Source organism: Pseudomonas sp. ACM7 (genome assembly GCF_004136015.1).
GTDB lineage: Bacteria > Pseudomonadota > Gammaproteobacteria > Pseudomonadales > Pseudomonadaceae > Aquipseudomonas > Aquipseudomonas frigoris.
Window position 1 is genome coordinate 593,261 of the sequence record NZ_CP024866.1, and the last position, 16,776, is coordinate 610,036.

Sequence of the window (16,776 nt, forward strand, 5' to 3'; positions counted from 1 at the left end):
ACATAAGCGAAACATTTTGCATGAGTACACCCGCCGCGATTTCCCGTAACGATTGAATCGAGAGTCTCTAATTCTGGTAGCGCTACGCATCCCCTATGTTGATCTTTTGAATCCGCAAGTACATGGAGAGGACTACATCTCTCCCCGCATATAAAATCGAGTAACCTTGCACTTTCTCATCGAGCATCTTTGAAAACTTCCAAAGATACAAACTGCATTACTTCACCGAGAAAGCGGCTTGCCAATACTGAAACAAGCACAGCGTCACCGGATGTTAGCAACTTTAATTTAGGCTTGGGAGTTTGGTTGCCTTGAAGCTGCGGATGCTGATGTAGATAGTTCTTGAGAGACAGTGAGGCTATCCTTGCCTGAGATAGTAACACGCAATCAGATGGCACCACCGCCAGGAACGCATGCTCGACTAACGCGTAGTGAGTACATCCTAAAATTATCTTTTCTAGAGTGACTCCGTTTAACATATCCATCATCGACTTTACGTTAGCTTCTACTTCACGTTCTATGGCGCTAAATTCTGCGCCATTTTCAATCAGTCCTGCTAACTGTGGGCATGCTTGCTGAATTAGCTGGATTGAAGCGTCCCGCTTGGCAACCTCAATGGGAAAGTACTGACTAGCAACAGTTGCAGATGTGGCGAAAATTCCAATCGTGCGGACTTTAGAATCAAAATCTGTTTTTCTCAGTTCTTTTTCTGAATGCCAAGGACGACCAGCAATTTCTTCGATGGTTGGAACGACAATACCAAGTATTCGCCTACCCTCCCAATGTAAAGGCAACCACTCCTGCTGAAGCCTCCGTAGCGCAACTGTAGAGGCGGTATTACAAGCCAGAACTACAAGATCGCAACCCATTATGAAAAGCTTTTCCACACACTCACGAGTGTATTCATATATTTGTTCTGCAGTTCGAGCCCCATACGGGGCACGAGCGTGGTCGCCAAAATAAATGAATTCAGAATTCCTGAATTGCTTGGACAGTTCGGAGAGAATTGTCAATCCGCCCAGCCCTGAGTCGAACACACCGATCATATGAATTATCTTTAAAGTAATTTTTTTAAGATGGATTGCTAAAAGACGCGTTTAATCCCTCATCTAAATTCAGCACCAACACATGACGGCCACCTCGGAGTTTATTTATTTTTACCCTTACAACGCATTACCTGCGAGTATTCATATCCACTCAGAATGACAGCATCATCCAAACAGAGCGCCGTCACTGCAGTGCACCTGGTCATTTAACATATCCAAATGCACATACATACTCACACACCGAAAATCACTTATTTCCACCGTCAACAACCGAACAGCAACAGCATAGTCCAGCACTTCTCCATGCTCGACTTTACATTACATTTCTTTTCGGTGCTGTACGATAGCTAGCGATTTAAAGCATAGAGAACTCAGTCGTTCCCACTGTTACCAATTTGTTCGAACTCAAAATCCCGACGACTCTTCGTATGCATCTGAGACCATGGGGACGCCCCCATATCAAGCAGCGCAGGTTTCAGGTCATCGACCCAGCAGGCGTCGGCATCATATTGAGCTAGAAATGGTCTGTTCACATAGGACGGGTCTCGGCATTGGAGGAAGCGGAGCGCCATATATTGCTCTCCGTTGATCTCCATCAAGCCATCAAAGGCGACTTTTCCAGGTGTTGCCGACATTACCGGGCCGCGAACAGTTCGGCATAGTCCAGAAACATTTCTATATGCCTCAGTGAAAATTTCATATGCGCGAACCAATGGGACTTCGAAATAGCTTCGCGGGCCAGTATCTCGCTCAATAAACATATAGTAAGGAAGCATCCCCAAGCGTACTTGCTTGCGCCACATGGAGGTCCAAACGTCGGCGGAGTCATTAACCGCCCGTATGATAGGACTCTGAGTTCTAATGGTCGCTCCTGTTGCAAGAACACGCTGAATCGCCTGCTCAACTGCCTTGGTCTCAAGTTCCCTAGGATGCGTAAAGTGCGCCATAAACGCTAAGTTCCTTCCGCTATTAACCACTCGCTCGAAAAGCTCAAGCATTTCATCAGCATCGGAGTCAGTCAAGAACTTGTAAGGCCAGTAGGATAGAACCTTCGTACCAATTCGAATAGACTCAATATGACTAAGCTCAGGATCATTAATGATTGGGTCAATATATTTTGAAAGTTTTTCCGCGCTCATCACCATCGGATCCCCCCCGGTTATGAGAACACTTGTAACCTCGCGGTGCTGGCGTAGATACTCACAGAGACTTTCAATTTCTCGCGATGATATCTTGTAGTCTGGCTCCTGCACAAATTGCGCCCAACGAAAGCAATAGGTGCAGTACGAATGACATGTTTGACCTTGGCTCGGAAAGAATAGGACAGTTTCTGGATATTTATGCTGAATCCCGTCGAATCGTTCGCCATTCAATAATGGGACATTAAGATCCAGTTGACCACCTGGGTGCGGATTTAGCTTCTTTCTAACATTTGATGCTGCCTTCTGAATTTCGCTGGTAGGCGCTCCACGAGTAAGAAGCTCCACAATGGGCTTAATATCTTCAAAGGGGAGCATATCCGGCTGCGGAAAGACGAGCCTATATATCGGGTCGTCTGGAGCGGCACTCCAGTCAATCAGCTCATCAATTACATAATCATTAACGCGAAACGGAAGAACAGCGGCTACCGCGCGTACAAGGATACGATCCTGATCGGACAGTCCGGCACGTTTGGTCAGGGCATCCAGATGCGAAGCGTTGTAAAAACGTAGCTTCTTGGGCTCGTTTTCAACAGCGGCCTGAATGAGATTAAGCATCGACAAAATCCTTTTGTTCAAGTTAGGTCATGCGAAAAAAACAGGGGGTTTGCTGTCAGCCCACGGCGCGACTTGCTCAAGCTGAGCAGCAATGCCAAGCAGCCGGGCCAGATTGTTTGGTCGAGAAGCTAGCTGCACGCCAATTGGCATACCCTCCTCTGTCCAACCAAGGGGCACGGACACGGCGCATAAGCCCGCAAGATTCACAAAGGCGGTGAAGGGTGCAAACTCGGCAGATCGCCTAAAGACGTCGTATGGATCTGTCGGTTCGGTGATCCAGCCGTGCGGTACCGAATGGCGTGCCAGTACGGGAGTCAGCAGAATCTCATTCTCGCCAAAAAGGCGCAAAATTCGCTCGGCATAGCTGTTCAGTCGTACAAACGCACGGTGGAACTCGAGGGCCGAGACGCTCTCCGACAGGGTGATCGCGTCACGCGTAGTACGGTCAAGTAGTTCGGAAGATGGGTCGCCATAAGCTACCGGAATCGTACTGCGCAGTAGCATCATATCGCCCAGGACGCGCTCATCCGACCAGTCTAATTTACGCTCCGAGATCCGATAGCCAGAAGCGCCTAGTAACTCGGCCGCACGGTATACCGCCGCTTCGCAAACCGAATCTACCGTACACTCAATAGGCGGCGCGCAAGTTAGAATTATTGATACCGGTGGAGACGTAGGCGCTTCGTTTACAGCCAATGCCAACTCTTCGCCAGTAATAGCATTCATACCAGCCAAATAATAAAGTGAGTCCGCGACTGTTCTGCTGATCACCCCATCCAGCGGACCTCGACCCAGAGCCGGTCGCGCAGGTGCCGGAAGTCTTCCATGGGGTAATGCAACCGCAAAAACACCGCAGCAAGATGCCGGGATCCGCAGCGAGCCAGCCCCGTCGCTTCCATGTGCAACCGAAGTCAGTCCTGCAGCTACACTTGCGGCCGCCCCGCCACTGGAGCCTCCCACGCTGGACTCGAGAGACCACGGGTTACGACAGACACCGTTAAGCTCCGATTCGGTGACGGGCAAAATACCAAACTCGGGGGTGTTTGTTTTTCCTACTATCGTCATGCCTGCAGCTTTCATCGCAGCCACCAACGGGGCGTCCTTTTCAGGAACATAATCGGCGAAGGCCTTGCATGAAAAAGTCGTGATCAGTCCTTGGGTAGGAGTAAGATCCTTAACCGATACAGGCACACCCCAGAGGAGCGGAGTTACCTCGCTAACCTCGCCTCCGAGCGACTTGGCATGTGCCTCAGCTTGCTCCCGTCCAACCGTCACAAAGCAATTTAAACTTTCATTTGCTTGCTCAATTCGATCCAGACTTTGTTGGGTCGCTTCCAAGGGCGACATCTCTCCAGTGTGAAGGCGATGTGTTGTTTCGAGTAGGCTACCCTTTGCTTGCGGAAACTTTCTACGTAGAAGTTTCTGAACCTCGATGGCAGATTCCTTGATTTCTTCTTTCATCACACCAGTTACTTCCTATATTCGCCATTAGAAACACTTAAGCGGCGAGCTTGTATCGCATCATAAAAAGCAATGAGCTTGCGTGCATCGAAAAGGATGACGTTCTGCTCCTCGCCATAGGCGTGGATGGTGTCGGAAAGAACAGTAAGTGGAACACCTGCCTTTTTGAGGGCCGTCCAGAACGGAGCGATGGTCATACCATATATAAATGGCCTCTCAAGCTCGACACATATTCGACTGGCGGAAACGACAAGTTCATGAAGGATGCGTTTACCATCTTTTTGGAAGTGTGCAACTCCCAAGCGGCCAAACTCTACTCCCCTCTCCTTATCCAGGGCTCCACTATATCGGTCTTCTATTGGCCAATGCCCGGCTAATGCCATTCGCAGGGATGCGATTGGCTCGCCCTCCGAATCTCTCACGAGCACGTGACGGCATTGCGAGTCATAGGCGTCGGTATACCATGCATCGGCTGACCTCTGATCACGACGGCTACCCGCAAATGCCACGCGACGAAGATCCAATACTACTTTTAGACGTTCAATATCGCTTCCTTCGAAAGTTTCTATCATGACGCACTCCTAAGTTGCCCCATACGCAGGAGAATCCGGCGCTCGACATCATCAAAGTGCCTGCGCCCATGCATAAAACGAGAGTTGTCGATAACCACGATCTCTCCTGGATTCCAGGAAACATTGAGAGAAACACGCTCAGCAACATCTCTAATTTCAGCCAGAATGTCGCTCGGAAATGGGCTCCCATCAGCTAGATGCACGCGAAAGTCGTCTCGAGCGTAGAAATCGCTCTTGGGCCGATAGGCATGAATCATCAAGGAGTTACAAAATGACGGCACTCCCGAAGTTAATGAAGGCACTACCGCCCGCGTACGGAACCGCCCATGCAAGTCTTCACCTTCAAAGTGATATTCGAGTTTCTCATAAGGTTTAAGCTTATTGTCAAGATAGCCAAGCGCTTTTTGGGCTTCTTCAATAGTACGAGCACCTAATGTTTGTTGCCAGCGAACCGGGCGAGCTTCCCAACTCCAGTACAATTCCAAATCTTCAACGAACTCACGAGTTGAAGTTTGAAGTTCATCCAAAAGCCGTGCTCCGTCACAAATGACCGTTTCCCCTCCTGAAGCGGCGGGTCTCTCGCAGAAAAAAATAAGGAGATCGGGACAACCAGGCGCGTAAGAGGCCTCCCGGTGAAGGGGAATTGAATCTATTCCCTTATTCACTGTTGATGTGCTCGGGTCTTTGCTTACCGGGTCACGTTCAATTGTATTTGTAGCGTGATGAACAATGGGGACCATAAGGGCATCGCTAAGTTCTATGAACTCACTCATCCCCGCCCCCTTGGCCCGAACCATCACAGCACCGTGACTTGTGAGAGCACTACGTACTGCCGTTACATTCGTGCTCTCAAGGATAGGTAAACGCTCGTCAACAACCATATAAACTTCCTTTTATTAATGGTAAGTGCAACTCAATATTCACGTTATATTTTATTTTTAGCTCAGCACAAGTGCGACACCTCCTAACCTCATCAAACAGTTTCAATCTTGAAAATGCAAAAAAAACACACAGAAAATTGACGCACTCATAAAAATGAGTACTTCTTCCCTAATCCGCCCAGGAGACTTTATCCTAGCTCGCCAACTTTAATAACGGTCAAGCACGAAAAAATTAAATATATTTAATGTTGAACCAACCAATCAATAGCTCACCGGAGAAACCGAGCACTCATGCGTCAATGACTAGTACTACAGACCAAATAGTACTAATCTATGAAACACTTGCGGCTAGCTTTTGACTCCACGCCAGAAACTAGCGTAGAGCCAGAAGCTTAATATTAAATTGCCTTCAGCCGACCAATACTTCATACCCTAACGCGCAGTGCTATAAAATGGGGACAGCACAATACTGGCAAGCAGCATAAGGCACGCCATGAGCACTACGCAGATATAGGTATATCGTTAGATACTTACCGCCATACGACATCTAACAGCAGGCGGTAGCAGATACTTACCCCGGTATTTAGGGAAGGTGGTCTCGCGAATTGGAGACCAAGTGATGGTTTTAATTTTTTGACTGCCATGTCCACGATAACTCTTCCATGTTGATCTGAGCAGATTGTTACATTTGGTAATATTTGCGCAGATTGGTTTTCTTGTCAACCCCAAACCAGTAACAACCCATTGAGAATTCATGTTGCCCGGACGCGCATCAGTTCGCTCTCGAATTAGATGTATTAAGCGTTAAGCAGCATTCAGCGCATCTGAGATGGCACAACGACATTAAAAATAAATTATTGATTTTTATAGTAATTTCAAACGATAGAATTTTTCGCCCGCAGTGTTTGCACTATCTGGACCGTTTCTTCCCCCCCTATCTGTATTGCATGCGATTAACCAAACGGTGAGCGTATCTGTGGTCTTAATCATCAAACGAGATGCACTGAGTACGGAAACGCACATGCACTCAGTCAGAGATCTGTTAGACACCGATGCCCTGCGTAAGGCCAAAGACTCGTTGATTGATCGTCTAGTGGGGGGAGGTTTTTTGCCAATCGAATGATCAGTGATCGTTCCAGAAGACGTTCCGACTTTGCGAGCGTTAATGGAAAAAATCGTAACGGATTGATCGCAGACCATGGCGTATCAAGTCAGATCCAGGGGATCGAATTCATCGAGATGGTAGGGAGTCGATGGCCCTCAATAGCGGCAATCTTGACCTCAGGATATCTGATAGCCCCTGAGGCTATTGCTGCACCTAGCTGTAGCGGCTCGCGTTTGAAATCAGTCCGGCTCGCATTTAACGACATTCCTGGCTCACATTATCTGCAACCAACCAAGGCCACCGGCTCACATTAATTGCAACTGAGCTTGCATTCCACGGCGTCGGCTTGCATTTCATCGCGCCTGGCTCACGCTATCTGCAAATGACCGGGGCGGTTTTAGGTTCACAGGGGAATGCCGGCCGCGAGCATCTTGTCGCGCAACTCGCCCGCCCGTTCGGGGTCCAGCGTGTTGTTGAACAGTGCTTTGAACTCGTGTGCTTTGGCGTTTAACTGTTCCACGAGGTCTTTCATGCGATAGCCATTGCGCGTCAACGTAGGCTCCAGGTCGTCGATGTGCCGTGATAGCACCGACTCGACGACAGCCACCGACACTGGGTGCTCACCGGTCTGATACCCGGCTTCTAAGGCCAGCGTCAAGTGCAGTTGCACTTGCAGCGGCGTCCGTAACTTACTCGCGAGCAGGTCAATGGCATCGTCCGTTAGGATCGACTCGCAGGCGTCTTCATTTCCAGTGCAGGTACGTAGCAGCCATTCGATATAATCGCGCTGCGCGCCAGTAATGCCATCCAACGAGAACACGTCGGTACGGGCGCCGATTTCCTCCATGTTGTCTTTGCGCAGGTCGTTGCGCAGCTTAGGGTGACCAGCAAGCACTATGGACAGCAGCCCATCCACGTCTTCGGCCAACATAAAAAACCGCTGATGCTGGTTCATTTATTTCGAAGATTTCAAAGGTTTTTATCAACAAAACTGAAAAACCCATGACGCGGTCATGTCAAAAAAGTTGCATAACTTACTGATTTTACAGGCCACAAAAAATCATCTTTTTTGAATGCCCACAGCCACTGTCGTCCTTCAGAAGAAATGACGAATCCTGCAAATAGATGATTCACCGGGTCTGGCGTTGAGGGCTCCGGGGCCACAAAGGGGGACTCATGAGGCCATGACCGGTCTCGAACGAGACGGTCGAAGGCCCGCGATAACCATCGCGGGCCGTGTTACCGGGTTAACGTGAAGTTACGTCCAGTTGGCCGCCAGCACAGGCTGCAATACCTGTTGTTCGGCAGCACCGAAGGTCATGGTTGCAGGTGCCGCCGGCGCGAACGACGCCATGGCCTGGACCAGGTGCTCGACATCACTGCCCAACAACCGATGGCGATCTCCAGTCATGATGTCGCGTGGACGTTCTGGGGTATCGGCATACCAGTTATGCAGCGTGACCTCCTGCATGCTGCCAATGACCGAGATCTGCAGGTCCTGCCCTTCGTGCTGGAACCACAGACGATCGGGGCTGATGTCCTTACCGAACACCAACTGCCCCATCCCCCCGTTGAACTCAAGGTCGTTGACCCCATGCCCGACTTCCACCGTCGGCATGTTGCCGCTCACCAGGACCTTGTTATTGCCATCCCCCAGTTTCACCGCCGTGAAGGACCCGGTGTCGGTAATGGTGTTGTTGCCATGGCCGACCGTGAGTTTGCTGACGTCGCCTGCAATCACGTTGTTGCCATTACCCAGCGTGATCTCGGCCCGACTGCCCGTCACATTCACCTTATTGTCACCGTTGCCGGCAACCACCTTGGCACTGGACGCCTCCACGTTGATGGTCTTGCTCTCGTCCCCCACGGTGACATTGGCGAAGAACCCTTTGACCGTCATGACGTTGGGGTCGGTGGCGACCGGCATAGGGTCCGCTGCCGAAGGTGTTGAACCGCCACGGATTCTGTCTCGAATTGACGCAAACGTGGTGTCTGCCGTTGCTGCGGCCCCGCCGAACGTGTCATCAAACTTCAGCCGAGGATCTTGCGCACCGATGACGTCAGGAACGGTGACCGGTCGACGAGTCGGGAGATCAAGGTCTCGATGAGCGATATCGATCGTCGGGATATTCGGGATGACAATCGGCCGTGGGCTCGGAATATCAATCGGCGTGCGCCCACCCACATCACGTCCGACCGGGCCGATGTCTGGCACTTTCGACGGTTCGAGGGAACCGACACCGCGCTCGGCGAGAATCTGTTCGATGGTTTTGCGTTCAGGGAGCGTCGTCCCCCCCCGATTCGCGTCGCGCTCAGCCAGGATCTGTTCAACGGTTTTGTGCTCCGGCACTTTCGGGTTCAGGTCGACACCCCGTTCTGCCAGGATCTGCTCGATCGTCTTGGTCTCCGGCACCTTGATGTCCGGAATCGTGACCGAAGGTCGTAGTACCGGGTCAGGAACGACGATGGTCGGATGCAGATCAATCGGCGGCAGCGGCCCGACTACCACAGGTTTGTCGATGCCAGGGCGATCGATAATCGGCGTCAATGTACCCGGCACGGTGACAGTTGGCGGCACGACCACTGGCGGCACCGGTCCGACGGGCTGCACCACAGCCGGGGCATGATCGGCGAAGAGGAAGTCCGAGGCACTGACCTGTGCCACATCCAATGCATCCAGATACAACAGCTTGGTGTTCGAAGCGCTGCGCGTCACGTACACACCATGAATCTGCGTCAGGCCATTGAAGGTGGCGCGGTTCTGGTGTTCGACGGTCAACTGGCTGAAATCGGTGACGCCGGTCTGACGCAGATCGATCTTGTCGACGCCATGCCGGAACCCGCGCAAGGCGTTGCTGTAATCCTTGGCGCCGGGTTGAGCCGCCACCACAAACACATCCGAAGTTGCGCTGTCATGGCTGTAGATCGTGCCGTTCAGCGAGGCCACGGTTTTGCCCTGAGCGTCGCTGCTGTACATCACGCCTTTACCGCCACCGTTGAGCACCACGGTGCCCAGGCCTTCTTGCGGTTTGACCGCCGAAGCATCGCTGTTGACGTAAGCCGTCGGCGCCACAAAGCTGTCCTGGAACTTGAAGTTCGCTGCGGTGATGCCAGCGAGTGCCTGATTTTTCAGGACGATGCTCTGGCCCTTGCCCAGGTCAACCTTGACGTCCGCGCCCTGCTGCGTCAGCTGCAGATCAGCGAATTTTTTCCCGGCAAACCCCACCAGATCGACGATTTCGCCACGGGCAGCTTCGAAGTTGCTGATGGTATCGCTGCCCGCGTCACGGCGATGGACCACAAAGAAGTCCTTGCCCGCACCGCCCGTCAACGTGTTGTTGCCGCGCCCGCCGTCGAGCAAGGCATCGGCCTTGCCGGCCACCAGCGTGTCATTGCCATCGCCGGTGACAATGTTCTGAATGCCCGACGGATTTTTCACCGTCAACGCCGCGCCGCCGATGCTGGCGACACCGGTCAGCAAATTGACCGAGGTATCCCCCGAAACGGCTGCCGCATTGAGGGTATTACGCCCGCCCGCCACGCCATTGACCGCGTCATCCAGCACCGCACGGTTGGCCTGCCCGACCACCGATTTGAGGTATTCGTCGGTGTAGAAATAGGTGTCGTCCGGGGTGGTCTTGCTGCCGTACAAACGCAGCGACCAGGTGTTGAGTGTGACCGGTAGACCGGAAGCCGAATCGGTCACCTGCAACGTCCAGTTACCCGCCGAGCGCTCACCGAAATCATGGGTCGACATGAAGGTGTACTTGAACGATCCGGACTGCATGCTGCCGACGTCGGTTGCACTGGCGCCCGGCATGCCGTCCGGGACCTTGCCCTGACGGTTGAGCAGGATGCTCTGCGTGCCATCGGGAGAAATCAGCTTGAGCGTCAGATCGCCAAGCCGCCCGACCTGGGCATCAAAGTCGATTTCGACGTGTTCAACGTTCAGACCGGCATTCATCGCGATGGACGACGTCAGCGTCGCACCCGCCGCCAACGGTTTCCCGAGGGCGCCGCTGGAGGCGCTGTAGACGTACTCGTTGGCGCCGGTGCTTTGGGTCATCCAGGCTTCGGACAAGCGCACGGCAGCGCGTGCATCAACTTCACCAAAACCGTAGTCGTTGCTGGTGTGCATGCCGCCACCGTTCCAGCCATGGGCGGCGTTATCGCTCCATTGGCTGGACGGGTCGTTGATCTTGCGTGCCGACAGCGCGAGGATTTGCTGCACATCGCGATAACCCAGGTTCGGGTTGGCTTCGAGCATCAGCGCGACGATACCGGAAACGATCGGCGCGGCAAAACTGGTGCCTTGCATGCTGGTGTAGTCGTTGCCGAAGGTGGAACCGCGTTCGGTTTCCAGCATGTGGCTGGTGGACACGACATTGCTGCCCGGCGCCGAGACCAGAAGGCTCGCGCCCGGGTTGGAGAACGGTGAAGAGCCGATCTGCAAGGTCGACAAATCGCCCTGTGCGTTGATCGCGCCGACTTCCACCGAAAAGCGATTGTTGTTGGTCAGCGAACCCTGGGCATTGCCGCCGGTTGCACGGCTGTTGCCGCCCGCTGCGACGATGATCGTACCCAGGCCACCGCGGCCGTTACTCGCCGCGTACTGCGCATTCATGCTCAGGGCCGTGGCGGTTGTGAACGTGCCGTCCTGAAAACTGCTGAGGGCGAAGTCATTGGTGAAACCCCAGCTGTTGTTGGCAATGTCAAAACTGACCATATGCCCCAACCCCGCCAAGTCATCGCCCTTACCGGCCAGGTAGTAACCGCCCAGCGTCGCGCCGTAGGCCACACCTACTCCGCCGATGCCATTCTTGGCCCCGACCATGACACCCGCCACCATCGTCGCGTGGTTGGACACCAGACCCGGCAAGGTCCCGTTGGTCTGTTGAGTCTGCAGCCAGGCTTTGTCGACATTCGCGGCAAGGTCGGGGTGAGCGATATCAAAGATTTCCGGCGCGGTGGCGAACTGGCCACCCGGCTCGAACTGGCCAATGCGTACCCCCTTGCCGGTGTAGTCCTTCCAGACCGGCAGTACGTTGGTATCGCTCAGGTACCACTCCTGGGCCGCCAGCGGATCGAGCGGCACTTCCGGCGTCAGCAACGTGACACCGGCCCGCATCGGTGCGGTCTGCCCGCTACTGAGGTCCACCACCGACGCCGAAAGATTGCCGAATGCATCGGCCACACCGTATTTGAAGCTGATCAGACCGGTGTAACGCGCATCCGGGGTAAACAACACATCACCCTGGGCGGTGAGGCTGACCGTACCGCCGACCGCGTCACCCACGTTGGCAATATGCAGCGTGCCCTGGCTGTTGAGGCGCTGATCGTTGGCCAGCAGACTTTCGGCGCTGATCATATGCACCTGCGTGCGATCGAAGGCCTTGCCGGCCTTGTCGAGCGTGAGCACATCCGCCACTGGCATGGCGTTCGGGGTCAGCAGATCTACAGCCGAAATGTCCGAGAAGTTGAGCTTCTGGATATTGCTCAGCGTCACCGTACCGTCACGCCCGGCGACCTTGTCGGCCACTTCATAACCGGTCGCGGTGCGAGTGATGCGGTAATCGCCATGGTTGCCATGCAGCGTGACCAGGTTGATCCCGCCGTCACCGTCGATGGTCGCGTTACCGTGACCGACTTCGATGATGTCGTTGCCGGCGCCGCCGTAGATTTTATCGGCGCCGCCACCGGCATGAATGATGCTGCCGGCTTCGGAGGCGTAAATGGTGTCGCCCTGCGGCCCGGCATAAATCACCGCTTTGCCGCTGCCGCCGATGATGGTGTTGTGGCCGGTGCCGCCGACCAGTACGTCGTTGCCCGCCCCGCCCACCAGGGTCGAATTGCCCGAACCGCCCTTGATGAAGGCGCTGCCGGTGCCGCCGCTCATGATCGTGTCGTTGCCGCCACCACCCTCGGCGATGGTCAGACCGGCGCGGGTCATGTTCAGCACCACGCCTTTGTCACCGACGATAATCGCCGTGTCATGGCCACCATTGCCGTGGATGTTCACCGGATTGTCCGAGGCACTGATGACAAACACGTCATCGCCCACGCCGCCGTTATAGGTGTTGCTGCCTGCGCCACCCACCAGCCAACCGCCGGCCGGCGCTGCGATCAAGGTGTCGTCGCCGCTGCCGCCATACAGATTGTTCACGCCCAGTTTTGCCGCATCCAGGGTTTCACCCGTGCTGCTCTGGCTGGCATAGGCGCTAGTGGTTCTGCTGTTGATGCCACTGGTGGTCGAAGTCACTCGCGTACCGGTGCCCTGACTGGTCAGGGTATTGCTGACCGGATCGCCAAGGAAATCCACCGCCAGCGCTTCCTGGCTTTTGCCATTGATGGTGAACGAACCGGTGGCAAGCACCCGGTTGCCGTCACGCACTTCGGTTTGAGAAGACGCTGCCGCGCGCACGTTGATCTGGGTGATGCCCAGCTCGGCCAGCGTCTTGAGTTCACCGGCATCGACTTTCGCGTCATGCGTGCCGTCAACCCAGACCCGCAACTTGCTCCAGATCGGATCGCGTTGATCGATCACGCCATCCTTGTTCGCGTCCTCGCTGGCCAACGCCGCGAAACCGTCCTTGAACTTGGTCTCGCCCGCAGCGCCGTTGACGCCAGCCTTGCCACCGTAATACTCGGAGAACATCTGGCTGACGTCTTTGATCTGGCCACTGCCATCGTCGATCACCAGCATGCCGGTGCTGCGATCCGCCCAGCCGCTGCGCTTGACCGTACCGCTGTGGTCGGTATCAAACAGCACACCGTCGCGGATGTCGGTCATGTGCACGCCATTGCCGGTCAGATCCAGCAACAGCGGGTCAACGTAAGTGTTGAACGTCGACATCGCCGACAAACCGTTCAGGGTCACGGCACTGCGCAGACTGAAATCCGGTTTGGTGCTGTTTGGGGCTTGGTAGAAATTCGACAGGTAGGTGTTGGGCCGAGCGTTGGGATCAAGTTGCATTTCACCGGGACGAATACCACCCGAGGCTAGGCTGGCCATTTGGGTGGAGGTGAAATCGGTTTTGTTGAGCATTCCGCCGAGGGCGAAGATGTTGTGCGTCGCCGAGTTTTGAATGAAGCCGTTGGCGACGTCTTGCTGGGTTTTGCTTTCGCCCTGGATATGTTGTTGGGGTACAGGACTGGCGGTTATGTCAATTTTTATTAAATCTTGTACCGCAGGTTCACTACCTGGGGGATGGATTTGACTTCCTTTAGAACTATTGAAAATGGCATCGTATTGCGCAGTCAGGGATTGAACAGCTTCGTTGGCGGGCACGAAAACACAGTCTGCGGTGAACGCGACAGAATTGTCAAAAGCCTTAAATGCCGGATCAAACAACCTCTTTTCATCAATCCACGCATTCAACTCTTTCACCGGGCCAAACTCTGAAGGCAGATAAGCCACCGTCATCAGTGCATGAGAGGCTCCGGCCATGACTGCGGCAAATTCGACCGACCCAGTTTTGTCCAAAAAATAATCCCCCACTTGCATGGAAGAATCACCTATTCGTGCATCAATTGCCGGCCCCCACGTGGTTTGAATATAGCCTCCTATCTTCACACCTACAGCAAAAGAAAGCGCAAGTCGCCCCAGTGCAGGATTACTTGTTTTCAACGCGATCAGAGACGCAATATCTGCGTAGTTATCCAACCCCGCAGTACCTTTTGAAAACTTATAAATTGCGGACGCGAGAACTAATGGAGCAGTAATCGAACTTGTAACAGTGCGCCCCGGAGTGTCCAAAAACGACGCCAACCCATTAGCAATAGTGCCGTAATCCCCTGCAACCTCCAGCGGATTGCTCTTTTCCTTTTTTGCATCGTCACGAATGCTTTTTACCGCAAAAGAGTTATCTATCAACTCCGCAATTCGCTCCAACTGACTGACTGACAACGTCATTACTACTCCTTATTTACTCATCACAGAAAGATATCGCACCACACATCCCGTAAAAAACCCGAATAACGAAAAATTCGCCAAAACAAACATTCGAGAAAAGTATACGAGAAACCTACTCTTTCTTTCCGAAAGAAAAAGCCCTATAAAAATATTCAAACAGATTAGAACCTTTACATCAGGATATATATTTATGAAATAGCCATCAGAAACACAAAAAACAAACTTCATCACTAGAAATATAGCCACACCAAAAGCTATAGCGCAGATAAAATATCTACTATAGAACGTCCGCTGCTCCAAACTTAGCAACTCCATACAACCCTCATCAACTGACAGTTTTATTTTATAGCACGGGACAGATTTATTTTCTGAAGACAACTATTCCAAAAATAAACCTATCCCCCTCTTTATTATATTTACGGTATTCATTTACCCTCATCCGCTCCATACATAATTCGCTTAAGAAAGCTCAACGCAAAGCTATCCATTTTCTTTAAATCATTACCAATACCTTGATATTGATAAGAAACCCTTGAATCATCAAATAGCCGCTTAGCTATAAAATTGCTGCTCATTTCACTAACAGCCACCTCCACTCCATCATCACCTGTAAACCTGAACGTAACGCCGCTACCAATCTCATAAACCTTCATTCCATTGGTCGTTCCAATCGCACCACGCCCTTCAAAAATCGCCATAGTGTCATAGGGGGGGGGGTTTGAAACATGGAACATTCTAAATGTTATTATTGAATCCCCTACTTGAGAGCCAACTAATTTCATACTGGGATATTCAACAGACATAGTGAGAACCCCCCCACCATCATAAACAACCAACCGACAATCTTCAGGAACCATATGAAAGCGAAATACTCCCCCTGACTTCTTGCCATCTGAAAACTCACAACCCGAAAAATCATCGCCATCCGACATTGAATAAATCCTCATGTATGGATTATCTTTCGGCTCAGGAATCAGGAAAAACAGAAACAGCAAAACAGCTATCCCCACGCCTAACCAATATAAAAACCGCTTTGCTAATTTATTCATTGCTCTCCCTTAATCAACAAATAATTAACGCCCCCAAAGAGACCGGCGAACAAATTACTTACTTAACGATAACCAGCAAACATAACCAGCACATCCCTAGGTGCACTAAAAGGGGACCACTAAAAGGGGACAAATTTATTTTCTGAAGCCAGAACCATACTGAAAAATAAATCTGTCCCCTTTTTCCTAGCCCCCTTTTTCCTATAGTCATATGCTGCTGGATAGTCCTTCTTATCCGACAGCCGTTGCAATTCTTTTAACTGATCATCATTAAACACTACCAATGCCACCCATCTTATTATTCAACCACTCTCTTACGTAAAACATCAAGAGCGAAGTCATCCATCGCCCTGATATCTGTAAGCTCCTTTGGGTACTGATAAAAAACCAACAACCCCGATTTGTACAACCTACTTGCCCGAATCGTCTCTATGTAGTCCGAAGCATATACAGGAACCCCATCTTTCCCAGCGAACTTCCTTTCTTCAGAACCGCTAAACTCATAGACTTCAATTCCGTCCCTAACTGAAATTGGTTTTTTTCCTGCCAAATGCCTATCTGCATCAAACTCGTCCATGGAAACGCGCTCCATATAAAACAAAACAGGAAATTCTTTCTCACCACCAGCACGGACAACTTTTAAGCTTGGATAGTCGATGTAAAACCGAACACCAGCCCCTCCCTGATAAATTATAAACCTGCACTCTTCGGGAGTAATATCAAACCGAAACCTCACTCCTGATCGCTCTTCGCTTGAGAACTCACAACCTAAAAAGTCACTACCATTCAACGAAGAATAAATCTTCATGTATGGATTATCTCTCGGCTTTGGAATCAAGAAAAACAGGAATAACGAAAAAGCCATTCCAGCGCCTAGCCAATACAAAAACTTCCTCATCAGGCTGCTCATAACTCATCCTTCATTAAACTCATAATAAAAAAAACATAAAAGCGGCAGATTCATTTTCTAAACCCACAGCCGACCTAAAAATA

At 52.0% G+C, this 16,776-nt stretch carries 9 protein-coding genes; all 9 read right to left on the bottom strand.

Annotated elements, in window-relative coordinates; all coding sequences use genetic code 11:
• Positions 1-176: 176 nt before the first annotated feature.
• The 9 genes from murI to CUN63_RS03050 all read right to left on the bottom strand — a co-directional run bounded on the left by murI (position 177) and on the right by CUN63_RS03050 (position 16,693).
• Positions 177-1,046, bottom strand: a complete 870-nt coding sequence (gene murI, locus CUN63_RS03010) for a glutamate racemase (protein WP_129437097.1) — start codon at positions 1,044-1,046, stop codon at positions 177-179.
• A gap of 371 nt (positions 1,047-1,417) precedes the next feature.
• The gene (locus CUN63_RS03015) at positions 1,418-2,803 is read right to left on the bottom strand and encodes a KamA family radical SAM protein (RefSeq protein WP_129437098.1); all 1,386 of its coding nucleotides are present in this window, start codon (positions 2,801-2,803) and stop codon (positions 1,418-1,420) included.
• Between the two features lie 27 nt (positions 2,804-2,830).
• The gene (locus CUN63_RS03020; protein WP_129437099.1) at positions 2,831-4,264 is read right to left on the bottom strand and encodes an amidase; all 1,434 of its coding nucleotides are present in this window, start codon (positions 4,262-4,264) and stop codon (positions 2,831-2,833) included.
• Positions 4,265-4,272: 8 nt separating this feature from the next.
• On the bottom strand, positions 4,273-4,836 hold the full coding sequence (locus CUN63_RS03025; RefSeq protein ID WP_129437100.1) for a hypothetical protein: 564 nt from the start codon (positions 4,834-4,836) through the stop codon (positions 4,273-4,275).
• Positions 4,833-5,717, bottom strand: coding sequence for a TauD/TfdA family dioxygenase (locus tag CUN63_RS03030; protein WP_129437101.1), 885 nt, complete (start codon positions 5,715-5,717; stop codon positions 4,833-4,835). Before CUN63_RS03030 ends, CUN63_RS03025 begins: the two co-directional genes overlap by 4 nt.
• Before the next feature lie 1,508 nt (positions 5,718-7,225).
• The gene (locus tag CUN63_RS32030; RefSeq protein ID WP_256657655.1) at positions 7,226-7,777 is read right to left on the bottom strand and encodes a hypothetical protein; all 552 of its coding nucleotides are present in this window, start codon (positions 7,775-7,777) and stop codon (positions 7,226-7,228) included.
• A 303-nt stretch (positions 7,778-8,080) separates the two neighbouring features.
• Entirely contained in the window at positions 8,081-13,867 is a 5,787-nt protein-coding gene (locus CUN63_RS03040) for a S8 family serine peptidase (RefSeq protein ID WP_256657656.1), read from the bottom strand.
• Positions 13,868-15,159: 1,292 nt separating this feature from the next.
• Entirely contained in the window at positions 15,160-15,783 is a 624-nt protein-coding gene (locus CUN63_RS03045) for a hypothetical protein (protein ID WP_129437102.1), read from the bottom strand.
• Positions 15,784-16,081: 298 nt separating this feature from the next.
• On the bottom strand, positions 16,082-16,693 hold the full coding sequence (locus tag CUN63_RS03050; RefSeq protein ID WP_129437103.1) for a hypothetical protein: 612 nt from the start codon (positions 16,691-16,693) through the stop codon (positions 16,082-16,084).
• Positions 16,694-16,776: the final 83 nt, after the last annotated feature.

What these genes read in the sequence shown, in the direction of transcription:
- CUN63_RS03030 (WP_129437101.1), bottom strand. Translation starts at nt 5,717, where the DNA reads ATGGTTGTTGACGAGCGTTTACCTATCCTTGAGAGCACGAATGTAACG.
- CUN63_RS03015 (WP_129437098.1), bottom strand. Translation starts at nt 2,803, where the DNA reads ATGCTTAATCTCATTCAGGCCGCTGTTGAAAACGAGCCCAAGAAGCTA.
- CUN63_RS03040 (WP_256657656.1), bottom strand. Translation starts at nt 13,867, where the DNA reads ATGCTCAACAAAACCGATTTCACCTCCACCCAAATGGCCAGCCTAGCC.
- CUN63_RS03045 (WP_129437102.1), bottom strand. Translation starts at nt 15,783, where the DNA reads ATGAATAAATTAGCAAAGCGGTTTTTATATTGGTTAGGCGTGGGGATA.
- CUN63_RS03020 (WP_129437099.1), bottom strand. Translation starts at nt 4,264, where the DNA reads ATGAAAGAAGAAATCAAGGAATCTGCCATCGAGGTTCAGAAACTTCTA.
- CUN63_RS03050 (WP_129437103.1), bottom strand. Translation starts at nt 16,693, where the DNA reads ATGAGCAGCCTGATGAGGAAGTTTTTGTATTGGCTAGGCGCTGGAATG.
- CUN63_RS32030 (WP_256657655.1), bottom strand. Translation starts at nt 7,777, where the DNA reads ATGAACCAGCATCAGCGGTTTTTTATGTTGGCCGAAGACGTGGATGGG.
- CUN63_RS03025 (WP_129437100.1), bottom strand. Translation starts at nt 4,836, where the DNA reads ATGATAGAAACTTTCGAAGGAAGCGATATTGAACGTCTAAAAGTAGTA.
- murI (WP_129437097.1), bottom strand. Translation starts at nt 1,046, where the DNA reads ATGATCGGTGTGTTCGACTCAGGGCTGGGCGGATTGACAATTCTCTCC.